26 protein-coding genes and 1 tRNA gene are annotated in these 25,448 nt (G+C 68.9%); 16 read left to right on the top strand and 11 right to left on the bottom strand.

The features are described 5' to 3' along the window. Positions 1–16: 16 nt before the first annotated feature. Positions 17–1,180, top strand: coding sequence for an ADP-forming succinate--CoA ligase subunit beta (gene sucC / locus ACGFH6_RS30570; protein WP_393391729.1), 1,164 nt, complete (start codon positions 17–19; stop codon positions 1,178–1,180). A 14-nt stretch (positions 1,181–1,194) separates the two neighbouring features. After that, positions 1,195–2,088, top strand: a complete 894-nt coding sequence (sucD, locus tag ACGFH6_RS30565; protein ID WP_393390884.1) for a succinate--CoA ligase subunit alpha — start codon at positions 1,195–1,197, stop codon at positions 2,086–2,088. A 50-nt stretch (positions 2,089–2,138) separates the two neighbouring features. On the opposite strand, the gene ACGFH6_RS30560 is transcribed toward sucD, so the two are convergent. Then, positions 2,139–3,170: a LacI family DNA-binding transcriptional regulator gene (locus ACGFH6_RS30560; RefSeq protein WP_393390882.1), complete on the bottom strand. Its 1,032-nt coding sequence runs from the start codon at positions 3,168–3,170 to the stop codon at positions 2,139–2,141. Between the two features lie 127 nt (positions 3,171–3,297). Between ACGFH6_RS30560 and ACGFH6_RS30555 the strand changes: the two genes are divergently transcribed. From ACGFH6_RS30555 to ACGFH6_RS30540, 4 genes are read left to right on the top strand one after another with little or no spacing between them, the layout of a single operon-like run. Further along, complete coding sequence (locus tag ACGFH6_RS30555) at positions 3,298–4,230, top strand: carbohydrate ABC transporter permease (RefSeq protein WP_393390880.1); 933 nt, start codon at positions 3,298–3,300, stop codon at positions 4,228–4,230. Then, positions 4,227–5,090, top strand: coding sequence for a carbohydrate ABC transporter permease (locus ACGFH6_RS30550; protein WP_393390878.1), 864 nt, complete (start codon positions 4,227–4,229; stop codon positions 5,088–5,090). Before ACGFH6_RS30555 ends, ACGFH6_RS30550 begins: the two co-directional genes overlap by 4 nt. Before the next feature lie 26 nt (positions 5,091–5,116). After that, positions 5,117–6,475 carry an ABC transporter substrate-binding protein gene (locus ACGFH6_RS30545; protein WP_393390877.1) on the top strand — a complete coding sequence of 453 codons (1,359 nt, stop codon included), beginning with the start codon at positions 5,117–5,119 and terminating at the stop codon, positions 6,473–6,475. 3 nt (positions 6,476–6,478) lie between these two features. Then, positions 6,479–8,221, top strand: a complete 1,743-nt coding sequence (locus tag ACGFH6_RS30540) for a beta-galactosidase family protein (protein ID WP_393390876.1) — start codon at positions 6,479–6,481, stop codon at positions 8,219–8,221. Positions 8,222–8,266: 45 nt separating this feature from the next. Here ACGFH6_RS30540 and ACGFH6_RS30535 read toward each other — a convergent pair whose 3' ends face one another. Both ACGFH6_RS30535 and ACGFH6_RS30530 read right to left on the bottom strand, forming a co-directional pair. After that, complete coding sequence (locus ACGFH6_RS30535; protein WP_393390874.1) at positions 8,267–9,334, bottom strand: 2-dehydropantoate 2-reductase; 1,068 nt, start codon at positions 9,332–9,334, stop codon at positions 8,267–8,269. After that, positions 9,331–9,453 (bottom strand): hypothetical protein, encoded by a 123-nt coding sequence (locus ACGFH6_RS30530; protein WP_393390872.1) that lies wholly within the window; start codon positions 9,451–9,453, stop codon positions 9,331–9,333. Before ACGFH6_RS30530 ends, ACGFH6_RS30535 begins: the two co-directional genes overlap by 4 nt. Before the next feature lie 235 nt (positions 9,454–9,688). On the opposite strand from ACGFH6_RS30530, the gene ACGFH6_RS30525 reads away from it, so the two are divergent. Beyond that, on the top strand, positions 9,689–10,255 hold the full coding sequence (locus ACGFH6_RS30525; RefSeq protein WP_393390870.1) for a dihydrofolate reductase family protein: 567 nt from the start codon (positions 9,689–9,691) through the stop codon (positions 10,253–10,255). Here the strand turns inward: ACGFH6_RS30525 and ACGFH6_RS30520 are convergent. Further along, positions 10,238–11,164: a sigma-70 family RNA polymerase sigma factor gene (locus ACGFH6_RS30520; protein WP_393390868.1), complete on the bottom strand. Its 927-nt coding sequence runs from the start codon at positions 11,162–11,164 to the stop codon at positions 10,238–10,240. The genes ACGFH6_RS30525 and ACGFH6_RS30520 overlap by 18 nt on opposite strands. A gap of 28 nt (positions 11,165–11,192) precedes the next feature. Between ACGFH6_RS30520 and ACGFH6_RS30515 the strand changes: the two genes are divergently transcribed. Continuing rightward, positions 11,193–11,975, top strand: coding sequence for a hypothetical protein (locus ACGFH6_RS30515; RefSeq protein WP_393390867.1), 783 nt, complete (start codon positions 11,193–11,195; stop codon positions 11,973–11,975). Here ACGFH6_RS30515 and ACGFH6_RS30510 read toward each other — a convergent pair. Next, positions 11,972–12,409 (bottom strand): MarR family winged helix-turn-helix transcriptional regulator, encoded by a 438-nt coding sequence (locus ACGFH6_RS30510; RefSeq protein ID WP_393390865.1) that lies wholly within the window; start codon positions 12,407–12,409, stop codon positions 11,972–11,974. The two genes, ACGFH6_RS30515 and ACGFH6_RS30510, sit on opposite strands and share 4 nt — an antisense overlap. 46 nt (positions 12,410–12,455) lie before the next feature. Between ACGFH6_RS30510 and ACGFH6_RS30505 the strand changes: the two genes are divergently transcribed. Both ACGFH6_RS30505 and ACGFH6_RS30500 read left to right on the top strand, forming a co-directional pair. After that, on the top strand, positions 12,456–13,859 hold the full coding sequence (locus ACGFH6_RS30505) for an MFS transporter (protein ID WP_393390863.1): 1,404 nt from the start codon (positions 12,456–12,458) through the stop codon (positions 13,857–13,859). Between the two features lie 189 nt (positions 13,860–14,048). After that, a complete protein-coding gene (locus ACGFH6_RS30500) occupies positions 14,049–14,252 on the top strand; it encodes a cold-shock protein (protein WP_131364121.1) in 204 nt (67 codons plus the stop codon). Between the two features lie 45 nt (positions 14,253–14,297). Here ACGFH6_RS30500 and ACGFH6_RS30495 read toward each other — a convergent pair whose 3' ends face one another. Genes ACGFH6_RS30495 through ACGFH6_RS30485 form a run of 3 tightly spaced genes read right to left on the bottom strand, consistent with a single transcriptional unit; the run spans position 14,298 to position 18,359 of the window. Further along, positions 14,298–14,774, bottom strand: a complete 477-nt coding sequence (locus ACGFH6_RS30495) for a GNAT family N-acetyltransferase (RefSeq protein WP_393390861.1) — start codon at positions 14,772–14,774, stop codon at positions 14,298–14,300. A 3-nt stretch (positions 14,775–14,777) separates the two neighbouring features. Further along, entirely contained in the window at positions 14,778–15,128 is a 351-nt protein-coding gene (locus ACGFH6_RS30490) for a peptidoglycan DD-metalloendopeptidase family protein (RefSeq protein ID WP_393390860.1), read from the bottom strand. A 33-nt stretch (positions 15,129–15,161) separates the two neighbouring features. After that, positions 15,162–18,359: a tetratricopeptide repeat protein gene (locus tag ACGFH6_RS30485; RefSeq protein WP_393390858.1), complete on the bottom strand. Its 3,198-nt coding sequence runs from the start codon at positions 18,357–18,359 to the stop codon at positions 15,162–15,164. 142 nt (positions 18,360–18,501) lie between these two features. On the opposite strand from ACGFH6_RS30485, the gene ACGFH6_RS30480 reads away from it, so the two are divergent. From ACGFH6_RS30480 to ACGFH6_RS30460, 5 genes are all read left to right on the top strand, one after another. Next, positions 18,502–19,416, top strand: a complete 915-nt coding sequence (locus ACGFH6_RS30480; protein ID WP_393390857.1) for a class I SAM-dependent methyltransferase — start codon at positions 18,502–18,504, stop codon at positions 19,414–19,416. Positions 19,417–19,498: 82 nt separating this feature from the next. After that, entirely contained in the window at positions 19,499–20,119 is a 621-nt protein-coding gene (gene orn, locus ACGFH6_RS30475; protein WP_393390855.1) for an oligoribonuclease, read from the top strand. A 79-nt stretch (positions 20,120–20,198) separates the two neighbouring features. Then, positions 20,199–20,271: transfer RNA gene (locus ACGFH6_RS30470), tRNA-His, on the top strand. Between the two features lie 400 nt (positions 20,272–20,671). Then, positions 20,672–21,160, top strand: coding sequence for a SigE family RNA polymerase sigma factor (locus tag ACGFH6_RS30465; RefSeq protein ID WP_393390853.1), 489 nt, complete (start codon positions 20,672–20,674; stop codon positions 21,158–21,160). Positions 21,161–21,174: 14 nt separating this feature from the next. Beyond that, positions 21,175–21,975 carry a hypothetical protein gene (locus ACGFH6_RS30460; protein ID WP_393390851.1) on the top strand — a complete coding sequence of 267 codons (801 nt, stop codon included), beginning with the start codon at positions 21,175–21,177 and terminating at the stop codon, positions 21,973–21,975. Positions 21,976–22,008: 33 nt separating this feature from the next. Here ACGFH6_RS30460 and ACGFH6_RS30455 read toward each other — a convergent pair whose 3' ends face one another. Genes ACGFH6_RS30455 through ACGFH6_RS30445 form a run of 3 tightly spaced genes read right to left on the bottom strand, consistent with a single transcriptional unit; the run spans position 22,009 to position 24,306 of the window. Beyond that, a complete protein-coding gene (locus ACGFH6_RS30455; protein ID WP_393390850.1) occupies positions 22,009–22,491 on the bottom strand; it encodes a RidA family protein in 483 nt (160 codons plus the stop codon). Between the two features lie 10 nt (positions 22,492–22,501). After that, on the bottom strand, positions 22,502–23,122 hold the full coding sequence (locus ACGFH6_RS30450; protein ID WP_360451807.1) for a response regulator transcription factor: 621 nt from the start codon (positions 23,120–23,122) through the stop codon (positions 22,502–22,504). Then, positions 23,119–24,306 carry a sensor histidine kinase gene (locus tag ACGFH6_RS30445; protein WP_393390848.1) on the bottom strand — a complete coding sequence of 396 codons (1,188 nt, stop codon included), beginning with the start codon at positions 24,304–24,306 and terminating at the stop codon, positions 23,119–23,121. Before ACGFH6_RS30445 ends, ACGFH6_RS30450 begins: the two co-directional genes overlap by 4 nt. Before the next feature lie 141 nt (positions 24,307–24,447). Here ACGFH6_RS30445 and ACGFH6_RS30440 point away from each other — a divergent pair, with 141 nt between their 5' ends. Beyond that, positions 24,448–25,410 carry an SMP-30/gluconolactonase/LRE family protein gene (locus ACGFH6_RS30440; protein ID WP_393390847.1) on the top strand — a complete coding sequence of 321 codons (963 nt, stop codon included), beginning with the start codon at positions 24,448–24,450 and terminating at the stop codon, positions 25,408–25,410. Positions 25,411–25,448: the final 38 nt, after the last annotated feature.

Here is a 25,448-nt window from a genome sequence, read left to right as displayed (position 1 = left end):
ATCGGAGGACTTCCTCGTGGACCTGATGGAGTACCAAGCCAAAGAACTCTTCGCCCGGCACGGCGTTCCGGTGACGCTCGGACGAGTGATCGACGACCCGGACGACGCCGCCGCGGCGGCCGCGGAACTCGGCGGCCGGGTGGTGGTGAAGGCGCAGGTGAAGACCGGCGGCCGCGGCAAGGCCGGCGGCGTCAAGCTGGCCGCCACGCCTGACGAAGCGGTGGCGAAGGCCGGCGAGATCCTCGGCATGGACATCAAGGGGCACACGGTGCACCGGGTGCTGCTCGCGCCGGCCGCGGCCATCGCCGAGGAGTACTACTTCTCCTTCCTGGTCGACCGGGCCAACCGCAACTACCTGTGCATCGCGAGCACCGAGGGCGGTGTCGAGATCGAAGAGGTCGCGCCCACCAACCCGAACGCGATCGCGAAGGTCGCCATCGACCCGGCCGTCGGCGTCGACGAGGCCAAGGCCGCCGAGATCGTGGCGGCGGCCGGTTTCCCGGTCGGTGCGGAGCAGGTCGTGCGGAAGCTGTGGGACGTGTTCATCGCCGAGGACGCCTCGCTGGTCGAGGTGAACCCGCTGGTCAAGCTGGCCGACGGCACGCTGGAAGCCCTGGACGGCAAGGTGACGCTCGACGAGAACGCGGCGTACCGGCATCCGGATCACGCGGGCTTCGAGGACAAGGCGGCCGCGGACCCACTCGAGGCGGCGGCCCAGGCCAAGGGCCTGAACTACGTCAAGCTCGACGGCTCGGTCGGCATCATCGGCAACGGCGCCGGCCTGGTCATGTCCACGCTCGACGTCGTCGCGTACGCCGGTGAGGCGCACGGCGGCGTGAAACCGGCGAACTTCCTCGACATCGGCGGTGGTGCGAGCGCCGAGGTGATGGCGAACGGACTCGGCATCATCCTGTCCGACGCGCAGGTGAAGAGCGTGTTCGTGAACGTGTTCGGCGGGATCACCGCCTGCGACGCGGTCTCCAACGGCATCGTCCAGGCGCTCGAGCTGCTCGGCGACCAGGCCGACAAGCCGCTGGTCGTCCGGCTGGACGGCAACAACGTCGACGAGGGCCGCAAGATCCTTGCCCGGGCCAACCATCCGCTGGTGACCGTGGTCGACACCATGGACGGCGCCGCCGCCCGCGCGGCCGAGCTGGCCGCCGTCGCGGCGCAGAACTGAGAGGTGGGACAGAGATGGCGATCTTCCTGACCGAGAAGAGCCGGGTCCTCGTGCAGGGCATGACCGGGTCCGAGGGACAGAAGCACACCAGCCGGATGCTTGCCGCCGGCACCAACATCGTCGGTGGCGTGACGCCCGGCAAGGGCGGTCAGTCGGTCGACTTCGCGAAGCGCTCGATCCCTGTGTACGGCTCGTGCGCGGACGCGGTGAAGTCGACCGATGCGGACGTGTCGGTGGTGTTCGTGCCGCCTCGCTTCACGCTGGGCGCCGTGACCGAGGCCGTCGACGCCGGCGTACCGCTGGTCGTGGTGATCACCGAGGGCGTGCCGGTCCAGGACACCGCCGCGTTCTTCGCGCATGCGCAGGCCGCGGGGACTCGGATCATCGGCCCGAACTGCCCCGGCATCATCAGCCCAGGACGTGCCAACGCCGGCATCATTCCCGCCGACATCGCGGGTCCCGGCCGGATCGGCCTCGTCTCCAAGTCGGGCACGCTGACGTACCAGATGATGTACGAACTGCGGGACTTCGGGTTCTCCACCGCGATCGGTATCGGCGGGGACCCGATCATCGGGACCACGCACATCGACGCGCTGCAGGCGTTCCAGAACGACCCCGACACCGACGCGATCGTGATGATCGGTGAGATCGGTGGTGACGCCGAGGAGCGGGCGGCCGCGTTCATCAAGGCGAACGTGACCAAGCCGGTGGTCGGCTACGTCGCGGGCTTCACCGCGCCGGAGGGCAAGACGATGGGCCACGCCGGCGCGATCGTGTCCGGATCCTCGGGCACAGCGGCCGCGAAGCAGGAAGCCCTCGAGGCCGCCGGCGTACGCGTTGGCAAGACCCCCACCGAGACCGCGGATCTGATGCGCGCAGTCCTGGCGGTGGAGGAGGTCGGCGTATGACGCCGATCGGCGTACTTCTCAAGGTCGTGGAGCAGCTCTCAGCCCGCTGATCACGTCCGGGGTGGTGCTGTGCTGCCCCGGACCACCAGCTCGGTCGCCACGGAGACCGGGCTGTGGTGGTGCTCCCCCGCCTGGATCTCGCTGATCAGGGCGTCGACGCTGTGACGTCCCACCTCCGCGAAGGACTGACGGACGGTGGTCAGCGGCGGCCAGAAGTGGGCGGCTTCTTCCATGTCGTCGAAGCCGACCACGCTGACATCGCCAGGTACGGCGCGGCCACGCTCGTACAAGGCACGGAGCAGCCCGAGGGCCATCTGATCGTTCGCCACGAACACGGCCGTCACGTCGTCATTGGCAGCCAGACCCCGCCCGGCCTCATACCCGGAGCTGGCGGTCCAGTCGCCGTCGTGCACGGGCGGGACCTCGCAGCCGTGGTCGAGCAGCGTCTGCTCCCAGGACTGCCGGCGCCGGTCGGCCGCGAACGACGTCGGTGGGCCGCCGAGATGCCAGACCGTTCGATGTCCCAGCTCCAGCAGGTGTTCCGTGGCCAGCCGCGCGCCTTGCGCCTGGTCGGTGTCGACGATCGGGTAGTCGTAGTGCGCACTCGAGTCGACGACCACGACCGGCAGGTTGTCCGGCAGTTGCACGCCGGCCTCGTCCAGGGTGTGCGCCTCGATCAGGATGATCACGCCGTCCACCGCCTGCTCACCCAGGCGGCTGAACGCGTTCGTCACCGCGCGCTGGCTGACGTCCAGCACGGGCAGCAGGTTGATCGAGTAGCCGCTCATCGTCGCCGCTTTCGCGATCGCGTCGAGGGTGCGCGTCGTACCGAAGCTGGACAACTCGAAGACGATCGCGCCGATGCTGCGGAACTCGCCGTTGCGCAGGGCGCGGGCGGCGCCGTTCGGGCGGTAGCCGAGCTCGCGCATCGCGGCCCGGACCCGGTCCCGTGTCACCGCGTCGACGTTGTGCCGGTCGTTCGCGACCCGTGACACGGTCTGCCCGGACACGCCGGCCAGCCGGGCCACGTCGGCCATCGACGGACCGCGCCGCCGTCGTACCAATGGATCCTCCGCTGCCATGACCCTCCCTCGCGTTGCCTGGAGTCTAGACATGTTGACGTAAACACGTTACCGTCACGCCGTCGATGTTGACGTCAACATTGCGCGCGTCGCGGTGACGCGGGAGCGAGAGGAGGTCGACGGACGTATGGCGGAGTCCGTGGCCCAGGACCACATCAGACCACTGCGCGCGACCGGCAGCCGGCGGCGCCGGGCCGGTCAGGACGGCAAGGGGTGGCTCTTCGTGGGCCCGTTCCTGGCCGTGTTCGCGCTCACCTTCCTGGCCCCGATCGGGTACGCGATCTATCTCAGCCTGTTCCGCGAGCAGGCGTTCTTCGGCGGCCGCGTGTTCGTCGGGCTGGACAACTACGTGGACGCGATCCAGGACTCGAAGTTCTGGGAGGCGTTCGGCCGGGTCGCGGTCTTCCTGGTCGTGCAGGTGCCGGTGATGCTGATCCTCGCGCTGCTGGCCGCGCTGGCCATCGACAGCGCCCGCCTGCACGCCGCGAGCTTCTTCCGGATCGTGATCTTCCTGCCGTACGCCGTCCCGGGCGTGGTCGCCGTGCTGATGTGGGGCTACATCTACGGCACCAACTTCGGGCTCGCCGCCGATCTGAACGATCTCTTCGGGACCACCGCGATCCAGCCGCTGAGCGGGACCTGGATGCTGCCGTCGATCGCCAACATCGTCACCTGGGAGTTCGTCGGCTACAACATGCTGATCTTCTACTCGGCGCTGCGCACGATCCCCGGCGAGCTCTACGAGGCCGCCGCGATCGACGGCGCCGGGACGTTCCGGACTATCGGGGCGGTGAAGCTGCCGGCGCTGCGCGGCGCCATCGTGATCGCGACGATCTTCTCGATCATCGGCAGCTTCCAGCTGTTCAACGAGCCGAACATCCTGCGCACGCTGGCGCCGAACGTGATCACCACGTACTACACGCCGAACATGTACGCCTACAACCTGTCCTTCGCCGGGCAGCAGTTCAACTACTCCGCCACGATCGCGATCGTGATGGGCGTCATCACCGCGATCATCGCCTACGTCGTCCAGCTGCGCGGATCCCGGGAGGCCTTGTGAGTACGACGATCTCGCCGCTGCGCCCGAAGCGATCGCGACTGCTGACCGGCGTGATGGTGGTGTACCTGGTCTACACCCTGGTGCCGTTGCTCTGGTTGTTGCTCAGTGCAACCAAGACCCAGGCGGACCTGCTCTCCAGTCCAGGCCTGTGGTTCGGCAAGAGCTTCGCGTTCTTCACCAACATCAAGGACACCCTCACCTACAACGACGGCATCTTCCTGCGCTGGCTCGGCAACACGGTGCTCTACGTGGTCGTCGGTGCCGGTGGGGCGACACTGCTCGCGACCGCGGCCGGCTACGGCCTCGCGAAGTACAAGTTCGCCGGTCGGCGTGCCGTGTTCGCGGTGCTGCTGGGCGCGGTCGCCGTACCCGGGACCGCGCTGGCCGTGCCGACGTTCCTGATGTTCTCGAATCTCGGGCTGACCAACACCGTCTGGGCGATCATCATCCCGTCCCTGGTGAGCCCGTTCGGGCTGTACCTGATGTGGGTCTACGCGACCGACGCCGTACCGCACGAGCTCCTCGAGGCGGCCCGGATCGACGGTGCCGGGGAGGTCCGGACGTTCTTCACCGTCGCGTTGCGACTGCTTGCCCCGGGCATCGTCACGACCCTGCTCTTCGCGGTCGTGTCGACCTGGAACAACTACTTCCTGCCGCTGATCATGCTCAGCAAACCCAACCTCTACCCGCTCACGGTCGGGCTCACCCAGTGGAGCTACCAGGCGACCGGAGTGGGTGCCCGCCCCGTCTACAACCTGGTGATCACGGGGTCGCTGCTGACCATCGTCCCCCTGGTGGTCGCCTTCCTCCTCCTCCAGCGGTTCTGGCAGTCCGGCCTGTCCGCGGGCTCCGTCAAATAGTTCTGGGTCAAGTGAAAGGGAACACCATGAAGTCACATCGGCCACCTTGGCACCGCATCCGGCAGCTGGTGGTTGCCGGAGCCGCCCTCACGGCGCTCGCGGCCGTGGCCGCCTGCGGCGGATCGAAGACCGACAGCGGAGGCGGGAGCCAGACCACCGGCTCTCCCGACGCCGTCAACGCCGCGCTGCAGAAGGGCGGCACCATCACCTACTGGAGCTGGACGCCGTCGGCCGAGGCACAGGTGAAGGCGTTCGAGGCGCAGTACCCGAACGTCAAGGTGAACTACGTCAACGCCGGCACCGGCAACGACCACTACACGAAGCTGCAGAACGCGATCAAGGCCGGTTCGGGTGCTCCCGACGTGGCGCAGATCGAGTACCAGGCACTCCCGCAGTTCGCACTGCCCGGTTCGCTCGTCGACCTGAACCAGTACGGCTTCAGCCAGTACGAGTCGGCGTACACCGCCTCGACCTGGGCCGCCGTGCACGCCGGTGACGGTCTCTTCGGCCTGCCGCAGGACTCCGGGCCGATGGCGCTGTTCTACAACAAGGACGTCTTCGACAAGTACGGCCTGACCGTGCCGAAGACCTGGGACGAGTACGTCGCCGCCGCCAAGAAGCTGCACGCGGCCAACCCGAAGGCCTACATCACCAACGACTCCGGTGACGCCGGCTTCACCACGTCGATGATCTGGCAGGCCGGTGGTACGCCGTTCAAGACCGACGGCAAGAACATCAGCATCAACCTCCAGGACGACGGCTCGAAGAAGTGGACCGGCACCTGGAACCAGCTCGTCGAGGGCGGGCTGGTCTCCGCGATCCCGGGCTGGACCGACGAGTGGTTCAAGGCGCTCGGCGACGGCACCATCGCGACCCTGCCGACCGGTGCCTGGATGCCGGGCGTGATGGAGGCGTCGGTCAAGGCCGGCGCAGGCAAGTGGCGGGTCGCCCCGATGCCGACGTACGACGGTCAGCCGGCCACCGCGGAGAACGGCGGCAGCACCGAGTCCGTCCTGAAGCAGAGCGCGAACCCCGCCCTGGCGGCCGCGTTCGTGCGCTGGCTGAACCACGACGAGGGCGTGAAGCCGTTCCTCGCGAGCGGCGGCTTCCCGGCGACCACGGCCGACCTCAAGGACCCGGCGTTCGTCGGCAAGGCCAGTGCCTACTTCGGTGGTCAGAAGATCAACGAGGTGCTCACCGGCGCGGCCGGCACGGTCGTCAAGGGCTGGACCTACCTGCCCTACGAGCTGTACGCGAACAGCATCTACGGCGACACCGTGGGCAAGTCGTACCAGGCCAAGTCCGACCTGGACGCCGGCCTGAAGTCCTGGCAGGACGCCCTGGTTGCCTATGGCAATCAGCAGGGCTTCCAGGTGAACGGCTGACCTGTGTCCCACTTCGCGATCGGTGAGTCCGACTTCCTGCTCGACGGCGCGCCCTTCCGGATCCTGTCCGGAGCACTGCACTACTTCCGGGTGCACCCGGACAGCTGGGCCGACCGGATCGAGAAGGCCCGCCTGATGGGGCTCAACACCATCGAGACGTACGTCCCGTGGAACGCGCACAGTCCCCGGCCAGGTGTCTTCGACACCACGGGGATGCTCGACCTCGAGCGGTTCCTGCGAGAGGTGGCCACGGCCGGCCTGTACGCGATCGTCCGGCCCGGGCCGTACATCTGCGCGGAGTGGGACAACGGTGGCCTCCCCGCCTGGCTCTTCCGGGAGCCGGGCGTGGGGGTACGCCGCAACGAACCGCGGTTCCTGTCCGCGATCGAGGAGTACCTGGACGCCGTACTGCGGATCGTCCGGCCGCTGCAGGTCGACCAGGGCGGACCGGTCCTGCTGGTCCAGGTGGAGAACGAGTACGGCGCGTTCGGCGACGACCAGACCTATCTCAAGGCGGTCGCCGAGATCATCCGGAACGCCGGGATCACGGTGCCGCTGGTGACCGTCGACCAGCCGGTCGACGCGATGCTCGCGGCCGGCGGGCTGGACGGCGTACTGCGAACCGCGTCGTTCGGGTCGCGGGCGGGTGAGCGGCTCGCGACGTTGCGGAAGCACCAGCCGAGCGGACCGTTGATGTGCATGGAGTTCTGGGAGGGGTGGTTCGACTATTGGGGCGGGCCGCACCACACGACCGGTGTGGCCGATGCGGCGGCTGAACTCGACGCGCTGCTGGCAGCCGGCGCATCGGTGAACATCTACATGTTCCACGGCGGCACGAACTTCGGGCTGACCAGTGGGGCCAACGACAAGGGCGTCTATCGGCCGACCATCACGTCGTACGACTATGACGCGCCGCTGGACGAGGCGGGGAACCCGACCGCGAAGTTCCACGCCTTCCGCGAGGTGATCTCGCGGTACGCCCCAGTCCCCGACGTTGTCCCGGCGTCGGGGGTGGGTGCGGCGCCCGAGACCTCGGCGGTGCTCGGCTCGCCGGTGCGGCTGCTCGCCGATCCGGATGCCTGGGGCAACTGGACCTCGTACGACGTTCTTCCGTCGCTGGACGAGCTCGACGCGCGGTTGGCGTTGTTCCGCACCGAGGTCGCCGTGGAGGAGCCGGTGCTGCTGAGTGTCGGCGAGGTGCGGGATCGGGCGTACGTGTTCCTGGACGGTGCTCCGGTCGGCGTCCTCGACCGGGAGCGGCACGACCGTGCCTTGATGCTGCCGCATTGTGGGCAGCTCGAGATCGTCGTCGAGGACCAGGGGCGGGTGAACTACGGCCGGCGCATCGGCGAGCCCAAAGGGCTGATCGGTTCCGTCCGGCTGGGCTCGACCGAACTGACCGGGTGGTCGGTGTGTGCAATCGATCTGGAGGCAGTGCCGCGATTGTGGGACTCCACGGAGCCGGATGCCCTCGGTGTCGGCCCCACGGCCTGGCGGGCGTCGTTCGACGTCGAGCAGCCGGTGGACCACTTCCTGTCGACCGTTGCTTGGGGCAAGGGGATTGCCTGGGTGAACGGGTTCAACCTCGGGCGGTACTGGCGCCGGGGTCCACAGGAGACGTTGTACGTCCCCGGCCCGGTACTTCGTCCTGGCCGCAACGAACTCGTCGTGCTCGACCTGGACGTGATGGCGGAGCCGGTGGCGCACTTCGTGGCCGGGCCGGCACTGGGGCCGCTCGAACTGTAGGTGGAACAGGTGGGTCCGGCGTCGCTGTGGCCGGACCCACCTGGCTCAGGGACGCACCGGCGCGGCGGCGGCCGGCGCAGAACTGGCCGGCGCAGGGCCGGCCGGGGCGGGGGCTGAGGTCGGGGCGTGGGCCAGCGACGGGCCGGTGCCGATCTTGGTGGCGAGCAGGTCGGCGACGGCGTGGACCGCGCGCAGGGTGGGCGCCTTGGTATCGGTGAGGTCGGCCAGTTCGACGACGGCGGCGAGGATCACGTCGAGCTCGAGCGGCTTGTCCTTCTCCAGGTCCTGGAGCATCGAGGTCTTGTGCTCACCGACCCGCTCGGCGCCGTTGATCCGCTTGTCCACCGAGATGTCCGGGTGACAGCCGACCGCGGCCGCGATCTCCAGCGTCTCCTCCATCATCAACCGGATCATCGCCCGCGTCCCCTGGTGCTGGGCGATCTCCACCATCGTCGCCCGCGCCAGCGCGCTGATCGGGTTGAACGCCGCGTTGCCGAGCAGCTTGATCCAGATGTCCTTGCGGATGTCCGCCTCGACCGGACACTTCAACCCGCCCGCGATCATCGCCTCGCTGAACGCCGTACACCGATCCGAGACACCGCCGCCGGGTTCGCCGATCGAGAAGCGCGTGCCTTCCAGATGGCGTACGACGCCCGGTCCCTCGAGCTCGGTCGAGCAGTACACGACACAGCCCACCGCACGGTCGAGCGCCAGCACCTCCGTCACCGAGCCGTCAGGGTCGACGGACTCGATCCGGCGCCCCTCGTACGGACCCTTCAGGCCGTGGAAGTACCACCACGGGATGCCGTTCTGGGCCGCGATGACGACGGTCTTGTCGTGCAGCAACGGCTCGACCAACGGGCCGGCGCTCGCGTAGGAGTTCGCCTTCAGTCCGAGGAAGATGTAGTCGACCGGCCCGACCTCGGCCGGGTCGTCGGTGGCCGGCGTCCGCGCCTCGAAGTCGCCGCGCGGACTGAGCACCTTCACACCGCCGGAACGGATCGCGTCCAGATGGGCGCCGCGGGCGACCAGGTGGACCTCCGTCCCACCGCGGTGCAGGGCCGCGCCGACGTACGCGCCGATCGCACCGGCGCCGAGAACCGCAACTTTCATGGCAGCCTCCTCAGTCCCTCGTTGGGATCGATGGTGGCGCCGGGGAGGCCGAGCGGGTGGGTGACGCCTTCGCGGCGGAGGATCTCCACGGCGGCGCGGGCTGCGGTCATTCGGGGCATACCTGCTCCAATCGGGCGGCTCAGCTCGTACTACGGGGTGCGGTCAGCGGATCCAGCCGGCGTGCGTGTCCCACCCTTCCAGAGGGGTTTGGTATACCGGATACAGTAGGCGGGCGCCTGTATCCGGTCAAGACATGACGCAGATCACATTTTCGGTAAGCGCTCGCCCGATGAATCCGGGCCGTTCCGGCAGTACGTACCCGTGTCAGTTCCTCAAGACAAAAGGGAGTACGCCATGGGACGCGTCATCGTCATCGAGTTCGTCAGCCTGGACGGCGTGGTGACGGATCCGGACGGATCAGCGGGTACGCCGGGCGGCGGCTGGGCGTTCCGGCACGGGCCGGAGACGGTCGCCGGGGACAAGTTCCGGCTGGGCCGGGTGATGGACGAGGGAGTGATGCTGCTCGGCCGGACCACTTGGCAGCTGTTCAGCCGGCTCTGGCCGAACCGCACCGACGAGTTCTCCACCCGGATGAACAAGATGGCCAAGGTCGTCGCCTCGCGGACGCTGGCCGACGTGTCCGCCTGGTCCAACTCGAGCCTGCTCGACGGCTCGCTGACCGACTATGTGCGCACCGAGCCCCGCGATGTCGTCGTCACCGGCAGCCTGAGCGTCGTCCACGCACTCCAGGCTGCCGACCTCGTCGACGAGTACCGGCTGCTCACCTTCCCGTCGATCATCGGCATCGGAGCGAAGTTGTTCCCCGCCATGGAGTCACCGGTGCACCTGCGGCTGACCTCGGTCGACCAGGCCGGCGCAGCGACCCTGGCGACGTACCAACGATCAGAGAGTCGGAGCTAGCCCGAACGCCGCGAAGACGGCCTCGTCCTGGAAGACCCGGTTGTGGCTGATGCCGGCCGCGGTGATGGTGAACACGTGCAGCGTGTGCAGCCTGTGCACGTCACCCTCACCGCGGTAGACCGCGATCCCGGCCTGGCCGTTGGCCGCGATCGGGAACACCCGCCAGTCGGTGCCGCGCAGCGCGAAGACCCGCGCCACGAACCGCAGATGGTCCTCGCGTCCGGCGTACCAGTTGTAGAACGGCGGCATCTCCAGTACGACGTCCGCGGTGAGCAGTTCGGCGAACGCACCGACGTCCGCCTGCTCGAACGCGGCGATGTACTTCTCGACGATCCGCCGGGAGCGCGGATCATCGGGTTCGAGTACGTCGTCCTCGGCCAGTCCGGTGTCGGCCAGCTTCTCGCGGGCCCGCTGGAGCGCACTGTTGACCGCGGCCGGCGTCACCTCGAGCGCGGTCGCGACCTCAGCCGCCGACCAGTCCAGTACGTCGCGCAGGATCAGTACGGCGCGTTGTTTCGCGGGCAGGAATTGCAGTGCGGCGATCAGAGCGAGCCGCAGGCTGCCGCGCTCCCCCGCCACGACCGCAGGGTCGTCCGGGAACGGCTGCAGCCAGGGCACCTCTTCACCACGGACGAGTGTGGCCTCCGGATCCTCACCGCGGGCGACCAGTCCTGACGGCAGCGGCCGGCGTCCACGGTTCTTCAGCTCGGTTAGGCAGGTGTTCGTGGCGATCCGATAGAGCCAGGTCCGCAGCGATGCGCGGGTCTCGTCGTACCGGTCGAAGGCACGCCAGGCACGCACCATGGTTTCCTGCAGCAGATCCTCTGCGTCGTGGATCGAGCCGGACATGCGGTAGCAGTGGTGCAGCAGCTCCCGTTGGTACGGCGCCGTCCGCGTCTCGAAGGTCACTGCACCATTGTGTTGGCAGGATGGGGCGATGACCTGGCCGCGGATGGTGTGGATCGGCGGTGCGCCGGGAGCGGGGAAGTCGACGATCGCGCGGGACCTTGCACGCCGGTCTGACCTGCCGCTGCATCCGGTGGACCTGTGGACGTACGACCATGTCGGGCGGATGCCACCGATGCGGCCGCTGGCTGAGGATCTGGCCGAGGGGCCGGAGTACGCCGCCGATGCGTTCGTGCGGATCGCGCGGACGCGGCTGGAGCTCGTTGCCGAGGACGTGCGGGCGCGCGGGCTGGGCGACGTACCGGCTCTGGTAGAGGGGCCGCAGTTGTACCCGTCGATGGCCGATGCGTCGGTCATGGCAGGGGTGTGGCTGGTGCCGGATGCGGAGCAGACGCGCCGGGCGCGAGAGGAGCGGCTGGCCCGGGTGCACGATCCGGCCGGGCGTGCTCGGTTGGAGGGTCTGCTGGCGCGGGACGCCGTACTGGCTGAGCTGGTACGGCGTGAGGCGGTGGAGCACGGGCGGACACTCATCGAGGTGCCAGCCACACCGGACTGGGCCGGGATCGCTCGCGGCGTGGAGTCTGCACTGGGCGAGCTGCCGCAGCTGCCCGCAGGTACGGCGTTGAGCGCGCAGCGGCAGTTCGAGAACGCGGCGGCCTGTCGTCAGGGACGACTGTGGCAGGCGGACATCGGGCTGGCGGAGCTGCCGCCGTACCCGTTCGCCTGCGAGTGCGGCACCTCCGGGTGCGCCGAGACCTGGTCCGGGACACCCGACGCGTACGACGCTGTCGACGGGCTACTCGTCACGCACTAGGAGTGGGTCGCGCGGAGAGCCAGGGCGAGCTCCTCCAGCGCCGGCAGCGCGTCGATGATCTGCCGGGCCGACGTGTCCGGCAGCTCGTCGAGGCAGGCACCGATCGCCTCGGTACGCAGCAGTTTGACCCGCTCGTGCACCTCGCGCCCGGCCTCGGTCGCCTCGACCTGGATCACCCGCAGGTCCTCCGGGTTCGGGTCGCGCTGGATCAGGTCGAGCTCCGTCAGCCGGCCGACGACCCGGGACAGCATCGTCGGGTTCACGCCCTCGAGCTGCGCCAGCTCGGTCAGGCCGAGCGGACCGCGGAACGCGATCAGGCCCAGCACGGACGCCTGCGTCGGCGTCAGCCCTTCGCCGGTGGCCGTGGCGTTGAGCTCCCGCGCGAGCCTGGAGATCACGCCGCGGAGCCGGCTCAACGTCTCGGTGTCCGTCATGTCACCCCTTTATTGCCTGCCGGCAAGCAATGTAATCTGTTCATCGATGGAATCGTCGAGTGCACCCCAGGAGATCGCCGAACCGGCCGCGGACGAACCACTGGCCCACCGGCGGGTGGTTTTCGGCATCGTCTCGATCGCTCTCCTGATGGCCTCGATTGATCAGACCATAGTGGCGACCGCGCTCAACGCCATCCGCGGCGACCTGAACGCGCAGCTGACCTGGAGCGGCTGGACGATCACCATCTACGCACTCGGCCAGATCATCGTGATGCCGCTGGCCGGCCGGCTCGGTGACCAGTTCGGCCGGCGGCGGATCTTCCTCGGCGCGGCGGTCCTCTTCACCGTCGCGTCACTGCTGTGCAGCCTGGCCGACAACATCTACCTGCTGGTGGTGTTCCGGGCCCTGCAGGCGATCGGCGGCGGCGCCTTCATGCCGACCGCGACCGGCATCGTGTCCGAACAGTTCAGGCGCGACCGGGACCGGGCGATCGGCATGTTCACCTCGATCTTCCCGATCGGCGGCATCCTCGGCCCGATCATCGGCGGCATCATCGTCACCTACTGGTCCTGGCGGGAGATCTTCATCGTCAACGTGCCGATCGGCGTTCTGCTGATCGTGCTCGGGCTGCGGTTCATCCCGCGCGGTGTTCCGCAGCGCGGGAGCCGGGTCGACGGGGTCGGCGCCGTGCTGCTGGGGCTGACCATCCTGTTCGGGATGTACGGGATCACGCTGCTCGGCGGGAACGGCGCGACGCCCGCCGATCCGTTCTTCATCGGCGCCGAGGTGGTCGCGATCGTGCTCGGGGTGCTGTTCGTCCGGCACGCGAACCGCCGGGCCGCGCCGTTCATCCCGATCTCGCTGCTGCGCGGTCGCGGCTTCGGGGCGATGAACGCGATCAACTTCCTGTTCGGCGCCGCGGTCCTGGGCTTCGGCGCGCTGGTTCCGCTCTATGCCGAATCGCGGTACGGGATCCAGCCGCTCCAGGCCGGAACGTTGCTCACGGCAAGGGCCGTCGGGATGATCTGTGTGGCCGGCCTGGCTGTCTTCGCGCTGCGCCGGACCGGGTACCGGACGCCGATGATCGGTGGGTTCGTGCTGGTCGCGGCCGGGATGACGGTGATGTCGGTGGCACCACACGGACTGACGCCGTACGCGTGGCTGGCGCTGGCGGCAGGGATCACCGGCATCGGGATGGGGCTGTCGATCCCGGCGTCGAACAACGCCAGTCTGCAGCTCGCGCCGGCGCAGATCTCGGCGATCGCAGGTTTGCGCGGGATGTTCCGGCAGTCGGGTGGCATCGTCGCGGTTTCAATCACCACCGCGCTGCTGTCGCACGCCCAGAACGGCGGGCTGGCCCAGGCCAACAGCTTCGTCGTCTTCGCCGTCGTTCTGCTGCTGATCCTGCCCCTGACCCTGTTCGTGCCCGACCACCGTGGCTCCTGGTGATCACGCCGCGGACGCTCAGGTGTGCTACGGTTTCCAGCGGTTGCAGTTTTGCAGTTCCACGTACGTTCAAGACGCCCGCGGATTTGTGATCCGCCGGGCGTTTTCTCATTCCGGGCCTGATCGAGGCCTTGTGTGGGAGGGCTGGTTGCGGCAACCGACACCCATCAGGACCCACAGAAGGAACAGATCATGGCTAGCGGCACAGTGAAGTGGTTCAACAGCGAGAAGGGCTTCGGCTTCATCTCCCAGGATGACGGCGGCGCCGACGTGTTCGTGCACTACTCGGCGATCGCGTCGAGCGGCTACCGCTCGCTGGACGAGAACCAGAAGGTCGAGTTCGACCTGACCCAGGGCCCGAAGGGCCCGCAGGCGGAGAACGTCCGCCCGCTCTGACCTGAGCACACAGCAGCCCCGGCCGATGTTCGGCCGGGGCTGCTGTCATGTGGTCCAGAGGTACTCGCCGTCGTCCAGTTGGTCCGTGCGGGTGAGACCGGCGGCCGTGGTGACCGCTGCCGATGCGGCGTGGTCCGGGTGGACGTGGGCGATGATGCGCATCAGGCCCTGCGCGTTCAGCCAGGCGACCAGGCCCTGAGCGGCCTCCTTCGCGTAGCCGCGCCCCTGCCACTGGGTGCCGATCACCCAGGCGATCTCCGCCGTACTGCCGGTGACGGTGGCTTGCACGTAGCCGACGAGCTCGTCGTCGTGCTGGATCACCCAGTTGAGCCAGTGCTCATCGGGACGCCCCGGTCCCTCGAGCTGGCGCCGGTAGCGGGCCTCGATGCGTTCGACCGTCGGCGGTTCACCGCCGATGAAGGTGTAGAGCGCGGGATCGGCGAGCACCTTGGCCATCTGCCCGGCGTACTCGACCTTCAAGGGGAGCATTGCCAGGCGGGCGGTCTGGAAGGGCGTGATCACGGCTCAACCGTAGCGCCGCGCATTCGTGTGCAGGTCGAACTGCGGACTCCGGTGGCCGTCCGCCTCGTACGGCGCCACCCGCTCCTCGTAGTGCAGGTAGGTACCGGCTGCCGCCCCCAGCCGGTCCCCTGTCTCCACGATCTCCCCCTGGCTGACCGTGACATCGCCCAGATGGCCGTAGACGTGCCAGATGGCATTCGACTCGACCACGACCTCACCGGCACCGACCTGGACCACCACACCGGCCAGGGTCGCCCTGACCGGCGTACCGGGTTCGGTGCGGTAGTCACGACCGGAATGACCCGCGTCCCCGAACTCGCGGACCACCACAGGGTTGTGCACCGGTGCAGCCATCCTCGGATGGTGACGCGGGACCTTCAGGCAGCCTTAAAGCCGGGCCGGGACGGCCGGATAGGGAGCAGGCTCGACTTCGAGCTCGGCCATCCGCTGCACATAGGTGCGATACGCCCGACGGGCCTCACCGTGCGCACCACTCGCCTGGAACGCCGACACCAGGCCCAGATGCGCGCGCTCGTCGTACTGGTCTCGCTGCAGGATCCGCAGCAGGTACCCGGCCGCCGCGTCGGGGTCACGCCGCCCGCGTTCGGCCAGCACCCGTGCCACCCGGACGTAGAGCGCCCGCGCCTCCTCCCGCATCCCCGCGGCCCAGTCCGCGAACACGTCCTCCTCCAGGAAGTCCCCGCTGTACGCCGCCTCGGCCGCGCGGAGCAACCGCGGATCGCCGGTGTTGAGGCCCTCCCGCGCGTCGTGCAGGAACAGCTCCACGTCCACGGCCGCCTGCTCCCCATCCAGCCAGATCGTCGCGCGGTCCGCTCCGACGAAGCCGTCCGGCGGGTACCTCTTGTTCGGGTCCAGCACCGAGCGGACGGTCGACAGCGCCACCGACAGGCGGGGTGAGGCGACCGACTCGTCCTGGTCCGGCCAGAGCAGATCCAGCAACTGGACGCGGGCGACCGGATGGCAGCGGCGGGCGACCAGGATCTTCAGCAGGTCGCGTGCCTTCTTCGACGGCCACTCCCCGAGCTGGACCGCCTTGCCGGCCCGCAGTACGCGGAAGCCGCCGAGGCACTCGATGCGCACCGGCGATGGACCGGTCGCGTCACTGGTCGCGAGCGCGGCCGCCGCGTAGCCCGTTGCGCCTGCCGCCAGGAATTGCTGGTGTGCGCGCAGGGCGAGATCACGACCTTCTGGACCGTTGGTGCGCCCGGCAAGCATCAGTTCGGCCCGCGCCTCACCCAGTTGGTCGCCCAACTCACTGCGGATGTTCAGCACCTCGTGCAGGACCTCGCCACCGTCTGCTGCGGCGTACAGCTCCAGGGCGTCGGCGAGACCGGCCCGGTCGCGGCGCTTGCGGCTGATCGCGGCAGCCTCCTCTGCGGTCGCCGCCGCCTCGGTCTGATTGCCGGCGTGCAGAGTCACCCAGCCGAGTGCGACCAGTGCGCCGGACAGGCCGAGGACTGGGCCGTAGTCGACGGCCTGGCGTGCCAGTACGGCCAGCTCAGCGGCTCGCTCCGGTTCCTCCACGGCCAGGACCCTGGCCAGTCCCGCCAGCGACGGTACGAGGGACTGCATGTCCCTGGTCTCCTCGGCCATCGGGATGGCTTCCTCGAAACATGCTCTGGCCATGGCGCGGTCGCCACGCTGGCGGTAGACCTCGCCCAGGACCGACAGCGGCTGAGCGACCCGCTTGGACTCCAGCTTCTGGTACAGCGCGCGGGACGCCTCCAGCTCGCCGATGGCTTCGTCCAGCCGGCCGAGCCTGAGCAGCGCCTCACCGCGATTGTTCAGCGCCAGCGCCCGGAACACTGCGAAGCCCGCGCGATCCGCGAGCTCCAGCGCGATGTCCAGCTCCTTCAGGCCGAGTGCGTAGTCGCCTTCGGAGATGTGGTGCGAGGAACGGTTCACCCGGATCCGGATCGCCTGCAGCAGGTCGCCCGCACGCTCCGCATGCTCGAGCGCCCGTACGTAATGGGAGGAGTTGCCGCGGGGGTCGCTGTCCACCGCGGCCAGCATCGCGAGGACGGTGTGCACGATTGCCAGCGCTCTGTCGTCGCCGGAAACCTTGGCGGTCTCGTACGCCGCGGTGATGAGCGCGCGGCACTCGTCGAACTCGCCACGCAGCCAGTGCGCACCAGCCCACCAGGCTTGCAGGAGCGCCTCGTCCGTCGGGTGCCGCCCGTCGATCCGTCCACGCCGGTACGTCGCGATCGCCACGTCGGTCTGGCCACGCAGGTGATGGATCAGGCCCAGCCGCCAGGCGATGGCGACCGGGATCTCGCCCTCCGGCTCGATGATCCGGTCGAAGCACTCCATCGCGCCCTGCCAGTCACCGAGGACCTGCCGAGCTTCGCCTTCCAGTTGGTCCATCGCGGCGTCGCGGAGCTCAGGGGGTAGTGCGCCAACGGCCGTGACCACGGTCTCGGCCATGCCGCCGCTGACCATCGCATGCCCGCGTTCAGTCAGCATGCGGGCCGCCCTCGCCGCGTCGACGGCCTGGTAGCACGCCAGTGCGTCGCGCTGCTCCCCCACGGACTCGAACCACTGCCCCGCTTGCAGCGACAGGTCGGTCAGCTCGCGCTCGTCGACGACCAGTCTGTCGGTGGCGAAGTTCTTCACCAGCGGATTGAGCTCGTAGCCGTCGTCCTCGCCGGCGGACACGAGCAGTCCGCGCGTGCGGAGTTGCTGCAGCGTCTCGGCGCTGTCGGTGAGTCCGATCGCCTTGCACAGCTCCGCACCGAACCGGGGTAATACAGCCACGCCGGCGACCAAGCGTCGTACTGCTGGAGGCTCGGCGGCGAAGACCTCCTCGGCTAGGTAGTCGTACAGCGGACCGTCCGAGCGCAGAGCCCGGCGCAGGCGGGTGGCGCGCTGGTCAGCGGGCGCGGTCCGCAGTGCTTCCACTGCCAGACGTACGGCGGCCGGCCAGCCCTGGACCGCGGACTGGAGTGGCTCGGCGAGATCCTCAGTGCCGTCGCCGAGGACGTTCTCCAGTACGGCGAGCGTCTCGGCGACTGTGAACGCGAGAGCGGTGGCGTCGATCTCCAGCACCTGGCCGCGGCCGCGGAGCCGGTCGATGCCGAAGGGCATAGGGGTGCGGGAGGCAACGACCACGTGCAGGTTCGGCGGAGCGGTACGGATCAGGCCCTCGACCAGCTTCGCGGCGGGTGCCGCCGGGTCCAGCTCGTGCAGGTCGTCGAGGACGAGCACCAGGTCGTTGCTGAGGTTCGCGTCCAGTGCGTCGGCGAGCAGAGCGGCGTACGCCAGGGCTCTGGTCTCTTGCTCGACGTCGGCGTCCGGTCCGCGGGGGCTCTGCAACTCGGCCGGGATGGTGTCCAGTTCGGGCACTTGCCGCCGGAGCGCACCGACGAGGCCGGACACCATGGTGGACAGCGAGCCGTCCTCGGCGCGCACGGTGTGCCAGGCACAGGCGCGTCCCGCCGCCCATGAGCCCAAGAGCGTCGACTTCCCGAACCCGGCGTCCGCCACCACCGTCAGGAGCCGTCGCTGAACCCCTTCGTCCAGCAACGCCACCAGCCTCGGCCGCCCCACCGTCCCAGACTCCACCCGCCCCACCTCCCCAGAACCCCCAACAGGACAGCACCCTGAAGACGTACGCCGCAACCGTGCTGGCCCTGATCTCCCCGGGTAGTTGCTGGATTGGCAAAAGGATGAGGTGGAGCAACAGTCGGCGGCCGAGACTGGAGTCATGGTGCAGATTGATTGGGCAGAGCAGGCTGGGCGGTTGCGGGCTTCGGCGGAGGGGGAAGCGGGCTGGAACACGACGGTGGCGACCAGTCTGGTCCGCGAGACCGACAGGGTGGCGGTGGACGTCGGCTGTGGTGGCGGCGGGATGGCCAAGGCGCTGGCTGAAGCTCTGACGGCCGATGCGACGGTGGTGGCGATCGACTCGGACCCCGACGTACTGGAACAGGCGCGGGAGCACACGGCAGGCGCAGTCCGGTGTGAGCTGGCCTCTATGGACGACGGAGCCGAGCCGTTGCGCAAGGCAATCGACGCACCGGCGGACCTGATCTGGGCAGCTGGCGCAGTACATCACGCGGCCGACCAGCAGGCGGCGGTCGACGCGCTCGCGTCGCTTCTGGCACCGGGCGGGCGGCTGGCGCTCGCGGAGAGTGGACTACCGGCACGCAGCCTTCCGTGGGACCTCGGTGTGGGCGAGCCCGGACTCGAGCTGCGGCTCGACCACGCGCAGGACCGCTGGTTCAAGGCCATGCGTGAGTCGCTCCCGGGCACAGTACCGATGCCGTACGGCTGGACCGACGCGCTCACCCGCGCCGGCCTCAGCGACGTCACTACGCGCAGCATCCTGACGGAGACGCCGGCGCCGCTGTCCGACGAGGAGCGCGACCGCGTTGTCACCCAGTTCCGGCACCGGGTCGAGCGCCTCACCCTCGACGCCGAACCCACGCATGGGCACGGCGGCGGCCACGGCCATGGCCACGGTCACGTGAGCCCAGGCGACGGTGAGTGGTTGAGACCGGATGATCTCGCCACCTGGGAACGGCTTCTGGACCCCGACGGCGACCAGTACCTTGGCCGTCGTACCGATCTCTTCGTCCTCTCCGTCCGCAGCATCCACCTCGGTCACGCACCCCGCTGACCACCCTCCAGGTCCACGCCACGCCGGACGTTCGAGCATCCGCGCGCAAACGTGTCGGCTGCTCGCCGTAAGGTGGGTGCCCATGAACGACCGGCTGGTGTGGATCGACTGCGAGATGACCGGCCTCGACCTGGCGGCAGACGCCCTGATCGAGGTCGCCGTACTCGTCACCGACTACGAGCTCAACGTGCTCGGTGACGGCATCGACCTGGTGATCGCACCACCACCAGGCGCACTCGAGCAGATGGGCGACTTCGTCCGCGACATGCACACCGCCTCCGGCCTGCTCGACGAACTCGCCACCGGCATCCCGCTCGCCGACGCCGAACAGCAGGTCCTCGACTTCATCTCCGGCTACGTCAAAGAACCCCGCAAAGCCGCCCTGGCCGGCAACTCCGTCGGCACCGACCGGACCTTCCTCGTCCGCGACATGCCCAAGGTCGAAGCCCACCTGCACTACCGCAACGTCGACGTCAGCTCCATCAAGGAACTCGTCCGCCGCTGGTACCCGCGGGTGTACTACGCCACCCCCGCCAAGACCGGCAACCACCGCGCACTGGCCGACATCACCGAGAGCATCGAAGAGCTCCGGTACTACCGCCGGACCGTGTTCGTGCCCCTGCCCGGACCCGACTCCGACACCGCCCGGGCCGCCGCCAGCCTCATCAGCGACCCCGTCGGAGACTCCCAACCCGCCTCCTGAACAGGGCCGTCCGGGCCCGATTTCATGTCCCCGGACATCGTCGCTATGATTGCTCAGCCGTCGCACTCGGACGGCAATGGTGGGTGTAGCTCAGCTGGTAGAGCACCTGGTTGTGGTCCAGGTGGTCGCGGGTTCGAGTCCCGTCACTCACCCGAAGGCGAGGGCGACCTGTGTCTGCGGAGAGCGCAGAGCGGGTCGCCTTCGGCGTTTTGTGCGGCTGCGCTTCGCTTGCCGCGGGTGGGGGCTTCGCCACCCACACCCCCTTACCTCGGCTGGGGTTGTCGGTTGGCTGACCGCGGTGGCTGGGGTTGTCGGTTGGGTTCTGCGGTGGCTGGGGTGGTTTGTCGGGGTTCTGTCGTGGCTGATGGGATGGGGCTGTGAAGAACTCGGGGAACGTGTGGTTTGGGTATGGGGTCGTGCTGGTTGTGACGTTTGTGGTGGGGCTGCTGGCGTTCTGTGTCTGGGTGTTGTCGAAGGTTTTCTGAGCCAGGTGTGATCTGACTGCCGTGTCGGTGCGTCTTCTGGGGTGAAGGCGTCGACGAGAGGCTGGGGATGGCGGGTACGGAAGACTTCGAGGAGTTTGCGCGGGCGGGGATACCTCGGTTGTACCGGACGGCTTGGCTGCTGACCGGGGACCGGCATCACGCTGAGGATCTTGTCCAGGACACGCTCGCGAACATGCTCAAGACGTGGGCTCGGATCGACAATCCGGGAGCTTATGCGCGGACTGCGCTGGCCCGGACGTTCATTTCGCAACGGCGACGACGAAGTTGGACCGAGCGGCCTACAGCCGATCTGCCTGAGCAGGTCGAGCGGGTGGGCGACGTCGAGCTCCGGATGGCATTGCGGGAGGCGCTGGGCGAGTTGGCGCCGTTGGATCGGGCTGTGCTGGTGCTGCGGTACTTCGAAGATCGCAGCGTTGAGCAGGTCGCGCTCGATCTCGGAAAGAACGCCAGCGCGATCACTACGCGGACGGCCCGGGCACTGGACCGCCTGCGCGTGGTGCTGGGTGACAACGCCGTACAGCTGATCGCCCACTGACCCAGAGGAACATGATGAACAACCTGAACGACACGCTGCCCAGCCTGATGGACCGAGCCACCGAGAACCTCGAGCCGGTCAGCACCGACCTCCTCGACCGGAGCCTCCAGCAGGGACTCCGGCTACGCCGCCGGCGTACGACGCTGCTCTCCGTGACCGGAGCAGGCGCCGTACTGGCAACCGCCGGACTCGTCGCCGGCGGGATCCAGCTGCTGGGTACGCCGTCCGAGGCCTCCGTCTCGGGTACGCCGGTCCCGATCGTGACCCCGACTCCGCTCGCCAACCCGGCCGCGGGGACACCGCAGGAGGCTCTGGCGACCCTCAAGCGCCTGATCGCGGCGCCGGGCCGCACGCTGTCCGAACCGACGGTCCGCGGGAGCGCGAAAGAGGGCTTCGTCGTGGCGTCGTACCTCGTCGACGACGGCAACGGCGCCTCCCTCGTCGAGGTCTTGCTGGCCGCCGACGGTACGGCGAATCCCTGCTTCGGCGGCGGCCCCGGCTGTAGCACCAACCCCGATGGCTCGACCATGTACTCCTCCTCCGACGAGCCGGAGTACTCCGACGCTCGGAACGAGCAGTACGGCGTCCTCCTCAACCGCGTCGAGCTGTCCTATCCCGACGACCGCTACATCGGCCTCGTGAACTACAACGGGCCGGCCGAGAAGGGGATCAAGCAGACGCGGGCGAAGCCGCTGTTCACGGCCGCCCAACTCGCCACCATGGCCCAGAGCAAGAGTTGGAAGTTCCCGGCGCAGACGGCCGTCAAGCCCTGGAAGGACGTCAAGCCCTCGACCACCCGCAAGGGCAACAGATAGCCGAAAGGCCCGGCCGCACAGCGGCCGGGCCGCTCAGCGCGGGGTGATGACGACCTCGGCCTCGATCTCGACCGGGATGTCGAAGGGAAGGGCGGCCTGGCCGACCGCCGAGCGCGCGTGCTGCCCCGCTTCGACACCCCACAACTGCAGGATCAGGTCCGAGAAGCCGTTGATCACCGCCGGCATCCGATGGAAGCCCGGCGCGACATTCACCATCCCGAAGACCCGGATCCAGGCAACGATCCGGTCCAGGTCACCCAGTTCGCGGCGCAACGACGCGAGCATCGACAACGCGGTCAGCGCGGCCGCCTCGTACGCCTGCTCCTCTGTCACCTCCGCACCGACCTTGCCGAGCGGTTCCGGCAGCTCTCCGTCGGCCGTGAGTGGCCCGTGCCCGGAGACGTACGCGCGATCGCCGTACACGCGGACCCAGGGGAAGGGCAGCGTGACGCCGGGCAGCTGCATCGGCTGCGGCAGCGTGAGTCCCAGCTCGGCCAGTCTCTTCTCGATCTCCATGGGGGTTTCCTCAGGACGGGGGACGGATGATGCGTTGCTCGATGGCGCGGGCGACGGCGGCGGCCCGGGTGTCGACCTCGAGCTTGGTGTAGATGTGCGACAGGTGGGACTTGACCGTGGCCTCGCTGACGAACAACTGGCGGGCCATCTCGCGGTTCGACCGGCCGGTCGCGAGGAGGCCGAGGATCTCGACCTCGCGCTCGGTGAGCGTCGGTCCGGATCGCTTCACCAGCCGGGCCGCGATCGCGGGTGCCAGGATCACCTCACCGCGCGCAGTGCCGCGGATGGCGCGGAACAGGTCGTCGGGCGGTGCGTCCTTCAGGAGGTAGCCGGAGGCGCCGGCGTCGATCGCACTCATGATGTCGGCCTCGGTGTCGTACGTCGTGAGCACCAGGACCTGCGGTGGTTCCGGCAGCGCCCGCAGCCGCGCGGTGACCTCGGCACCACCCGGGCCGGAGCCCAGATTGAGATCCATCAGTACGACGTCCGGCCGAACAGCGGCGACCAACTGCTCGGCACTGTGGGCGTCGGACGCCTCGCCGACCACAGACAGGTCCTCCTGTCCCTCCACCAGCGCTCGCATCCCCGCACGAACCACGGGATGGTCGTCGACGAGCGCGACCCGGATCATGAGCGCACCAACGGGACAGACGCGGCGAGCGCCGTACCCTCGCCTGGTTCGCTCTCCAGTACCAGAGTGCCGCCCAGCTCACGTAGGCGATCGCGGATACCAGCCAGACCCCGTCCGCGGTCCGGGTCGATGCTGCCAGCGCGGTCCGGCAGACCACGGCCATCGTCGCGGACGTCCAGTACGACGGCGTCCGGCTGGTAGGTCAGCGTCACCACGGCTGTGCTCGCAGCTGCATGCTCCAGCACATTAGCCAGTGCACCGCGCGCAGTCCGTAGCAGCGCGGTCTCGATCTCGGCGCCAAGCGGCACTGGCGTCCCGTGCACCTGGACGCGGACCTCCACACTCGCGTGCGCGGCGAGCCGCTCACAGGTCTGCCGCAACGCACCTGGCAGCGCCGGCTCCCCCGGACCGCCCGCCAACTCCGCGGGCGCCAGGTCGCGGACCACTCGGCGTACCTCGTCCAGACCGTCGCGAGCAGTGGCCGCCGCCTGGGCAGCGTGCTCGCGGGCCGCGGCAGGCCGGTCGTCCCACTCGTGTTCGGCGGCCTGCAGCAACAGATTGATGCTGGACAGCCCCTGAGCGACGCTGTCGTGGATCTCCCGCGACAGCCGCGCCCGCTCAGCCAGTACGCCGGCCCGGTGCTGCGCATCAGCCAGATCACCCTGCGCCGCATGCAGATCGTCCAGTAGCGCCTGCCGCGCGAGCGCATCCCGCTCCAGCGCTCGATACGCTCCAACAGCGAGTACGGCGACGCACACCGGTCCCAGCACGATCGTCGGGTCCAGCCGGTCGGTCATCCGCGTCCACGTGACCACTGTGGTCGCCACCATTCCGGCAACCACTGCACAGGCCGGCCAGAACGGCAGCACCCGCAGCGCCACGAACGACAGCGGTACAGCGCACCACGCGAACGACGGCGCCACCAGGACCAGGCCGAACCAGACTGCCACCAACAACGCCAGCCACAACCGGCTCGGCAGCAGTCGATGCGCGGCATAGGTAGCCAGCAGCACCACTGCCCCACCAAGCACCCACGGCGCCCGATCCCCGAACCCGTGCCCGGACAGGTACCGCACCGCGGACGCCACCACCAGCACGACGAACGCCGTGTGCAGGGCAGTCACCAGCCCGCTGGCGTGGCCCAGAATCCCGGCAGTCCAGGACTGTGCGCGTGAAGTCGTCATGATCCAGCCGATGGTAGGCCCAGTCAGCCCGCTGCAGAATCATCCGAACGGCTACTCGATCGTCCCCGAACGCCCGTCGTACCCGCGTCGCCCGTCGACCAGGCTGGATGCACAGTCCACGACACTTGATGCGAGGTACTCATGTCCGTCCGTTCCCTCTCCGCGACTCTCGCGCTCTCCGCCGTACTGCTCGGCGTCGGCGCGCCGCTGGCGTCCGCCCGGATCAGCACGTACGAGCTGCCCGGCGACCCGGTGGTGAGCGGCGGGTCCAAGTACGAGGGCATCGGGTACGACGTACGCACACAGCGGTTCTACGTGTCGGAGACGACCGGCGGCGAGATCCACCGCGGATCGGTCCGGTCCGCCACAGCCACCGAGTGGTTGTCCGGAGACGGCACCGACGGTCGCTGGACCGCACGCGGCGTCATTGTGGACTCGCACGGGCGCGTGTACGTCGCCGGCGGTCCGAACGGCATCGACCACCCTGGCGCGCCGGACCTGTGGGTGTACGACCGCGACGGCAGACTGCTGGCCGCGCTCCACACCGGCGTGCCGAACGCGTTCCTGAACGACCTGGTGATCGGGCCGGACGGAGCGGCGTACGTGACCAACTCCAACGCGCCGCAGGTGTTCCGCGTCGCCGAGAAGCACGGTCGCTGGACGATCCGGACCTGGGCGGACGCGACCGCGACCATTCCGACCCAGAGCGGGTTCAACCTCGGCGGCATCGTGCTGTCGCCGGACCGCCGTGCGCTGGTCGTGGCCCAGGGCAACGTTGGGAAGCTGTGGCGGTTCGACCTGCGGACCGGTCGCGTGTCGACAATCGACAGCGGTACGGCGGACCTGGTCAACGCGGACGGTCTCGTCCAGGACGGTCGCACGCTCTGGGTCGTGCGGAACTTCTCCAAGGTGCTGACCACGCTCCGGCTGTCTCAGGATGGTGGTACGGCGCAACTGGTGAGCGCGACCGCGACCGACCCGGACCGGGTGTTCACGACCGCGAAACTCGCGCAGGGCCGGCTGCTGCTGGTCGACAGCAAGTTCGACGAGCCGGTCGGGCTCCCGCCGTACCAGGTGGTCGCCCTGACCCCGCCGCGCCGATGACCCGCCGTCGCCCGATCGCCGTGGCTGCCGTCATTCTG

The sequence above is a fragment of the Kribbella sp. NPDC049227 genome (assembly GCF_043197265.1).
GTDB lineage: Bacteria > Actinomycetota > Actinomycetes > Propionibacteriales > Kribbellaceae > Kribbella.
This window is presented reverse-complemented; position numbering and strand designations above follow the sequence as displayed.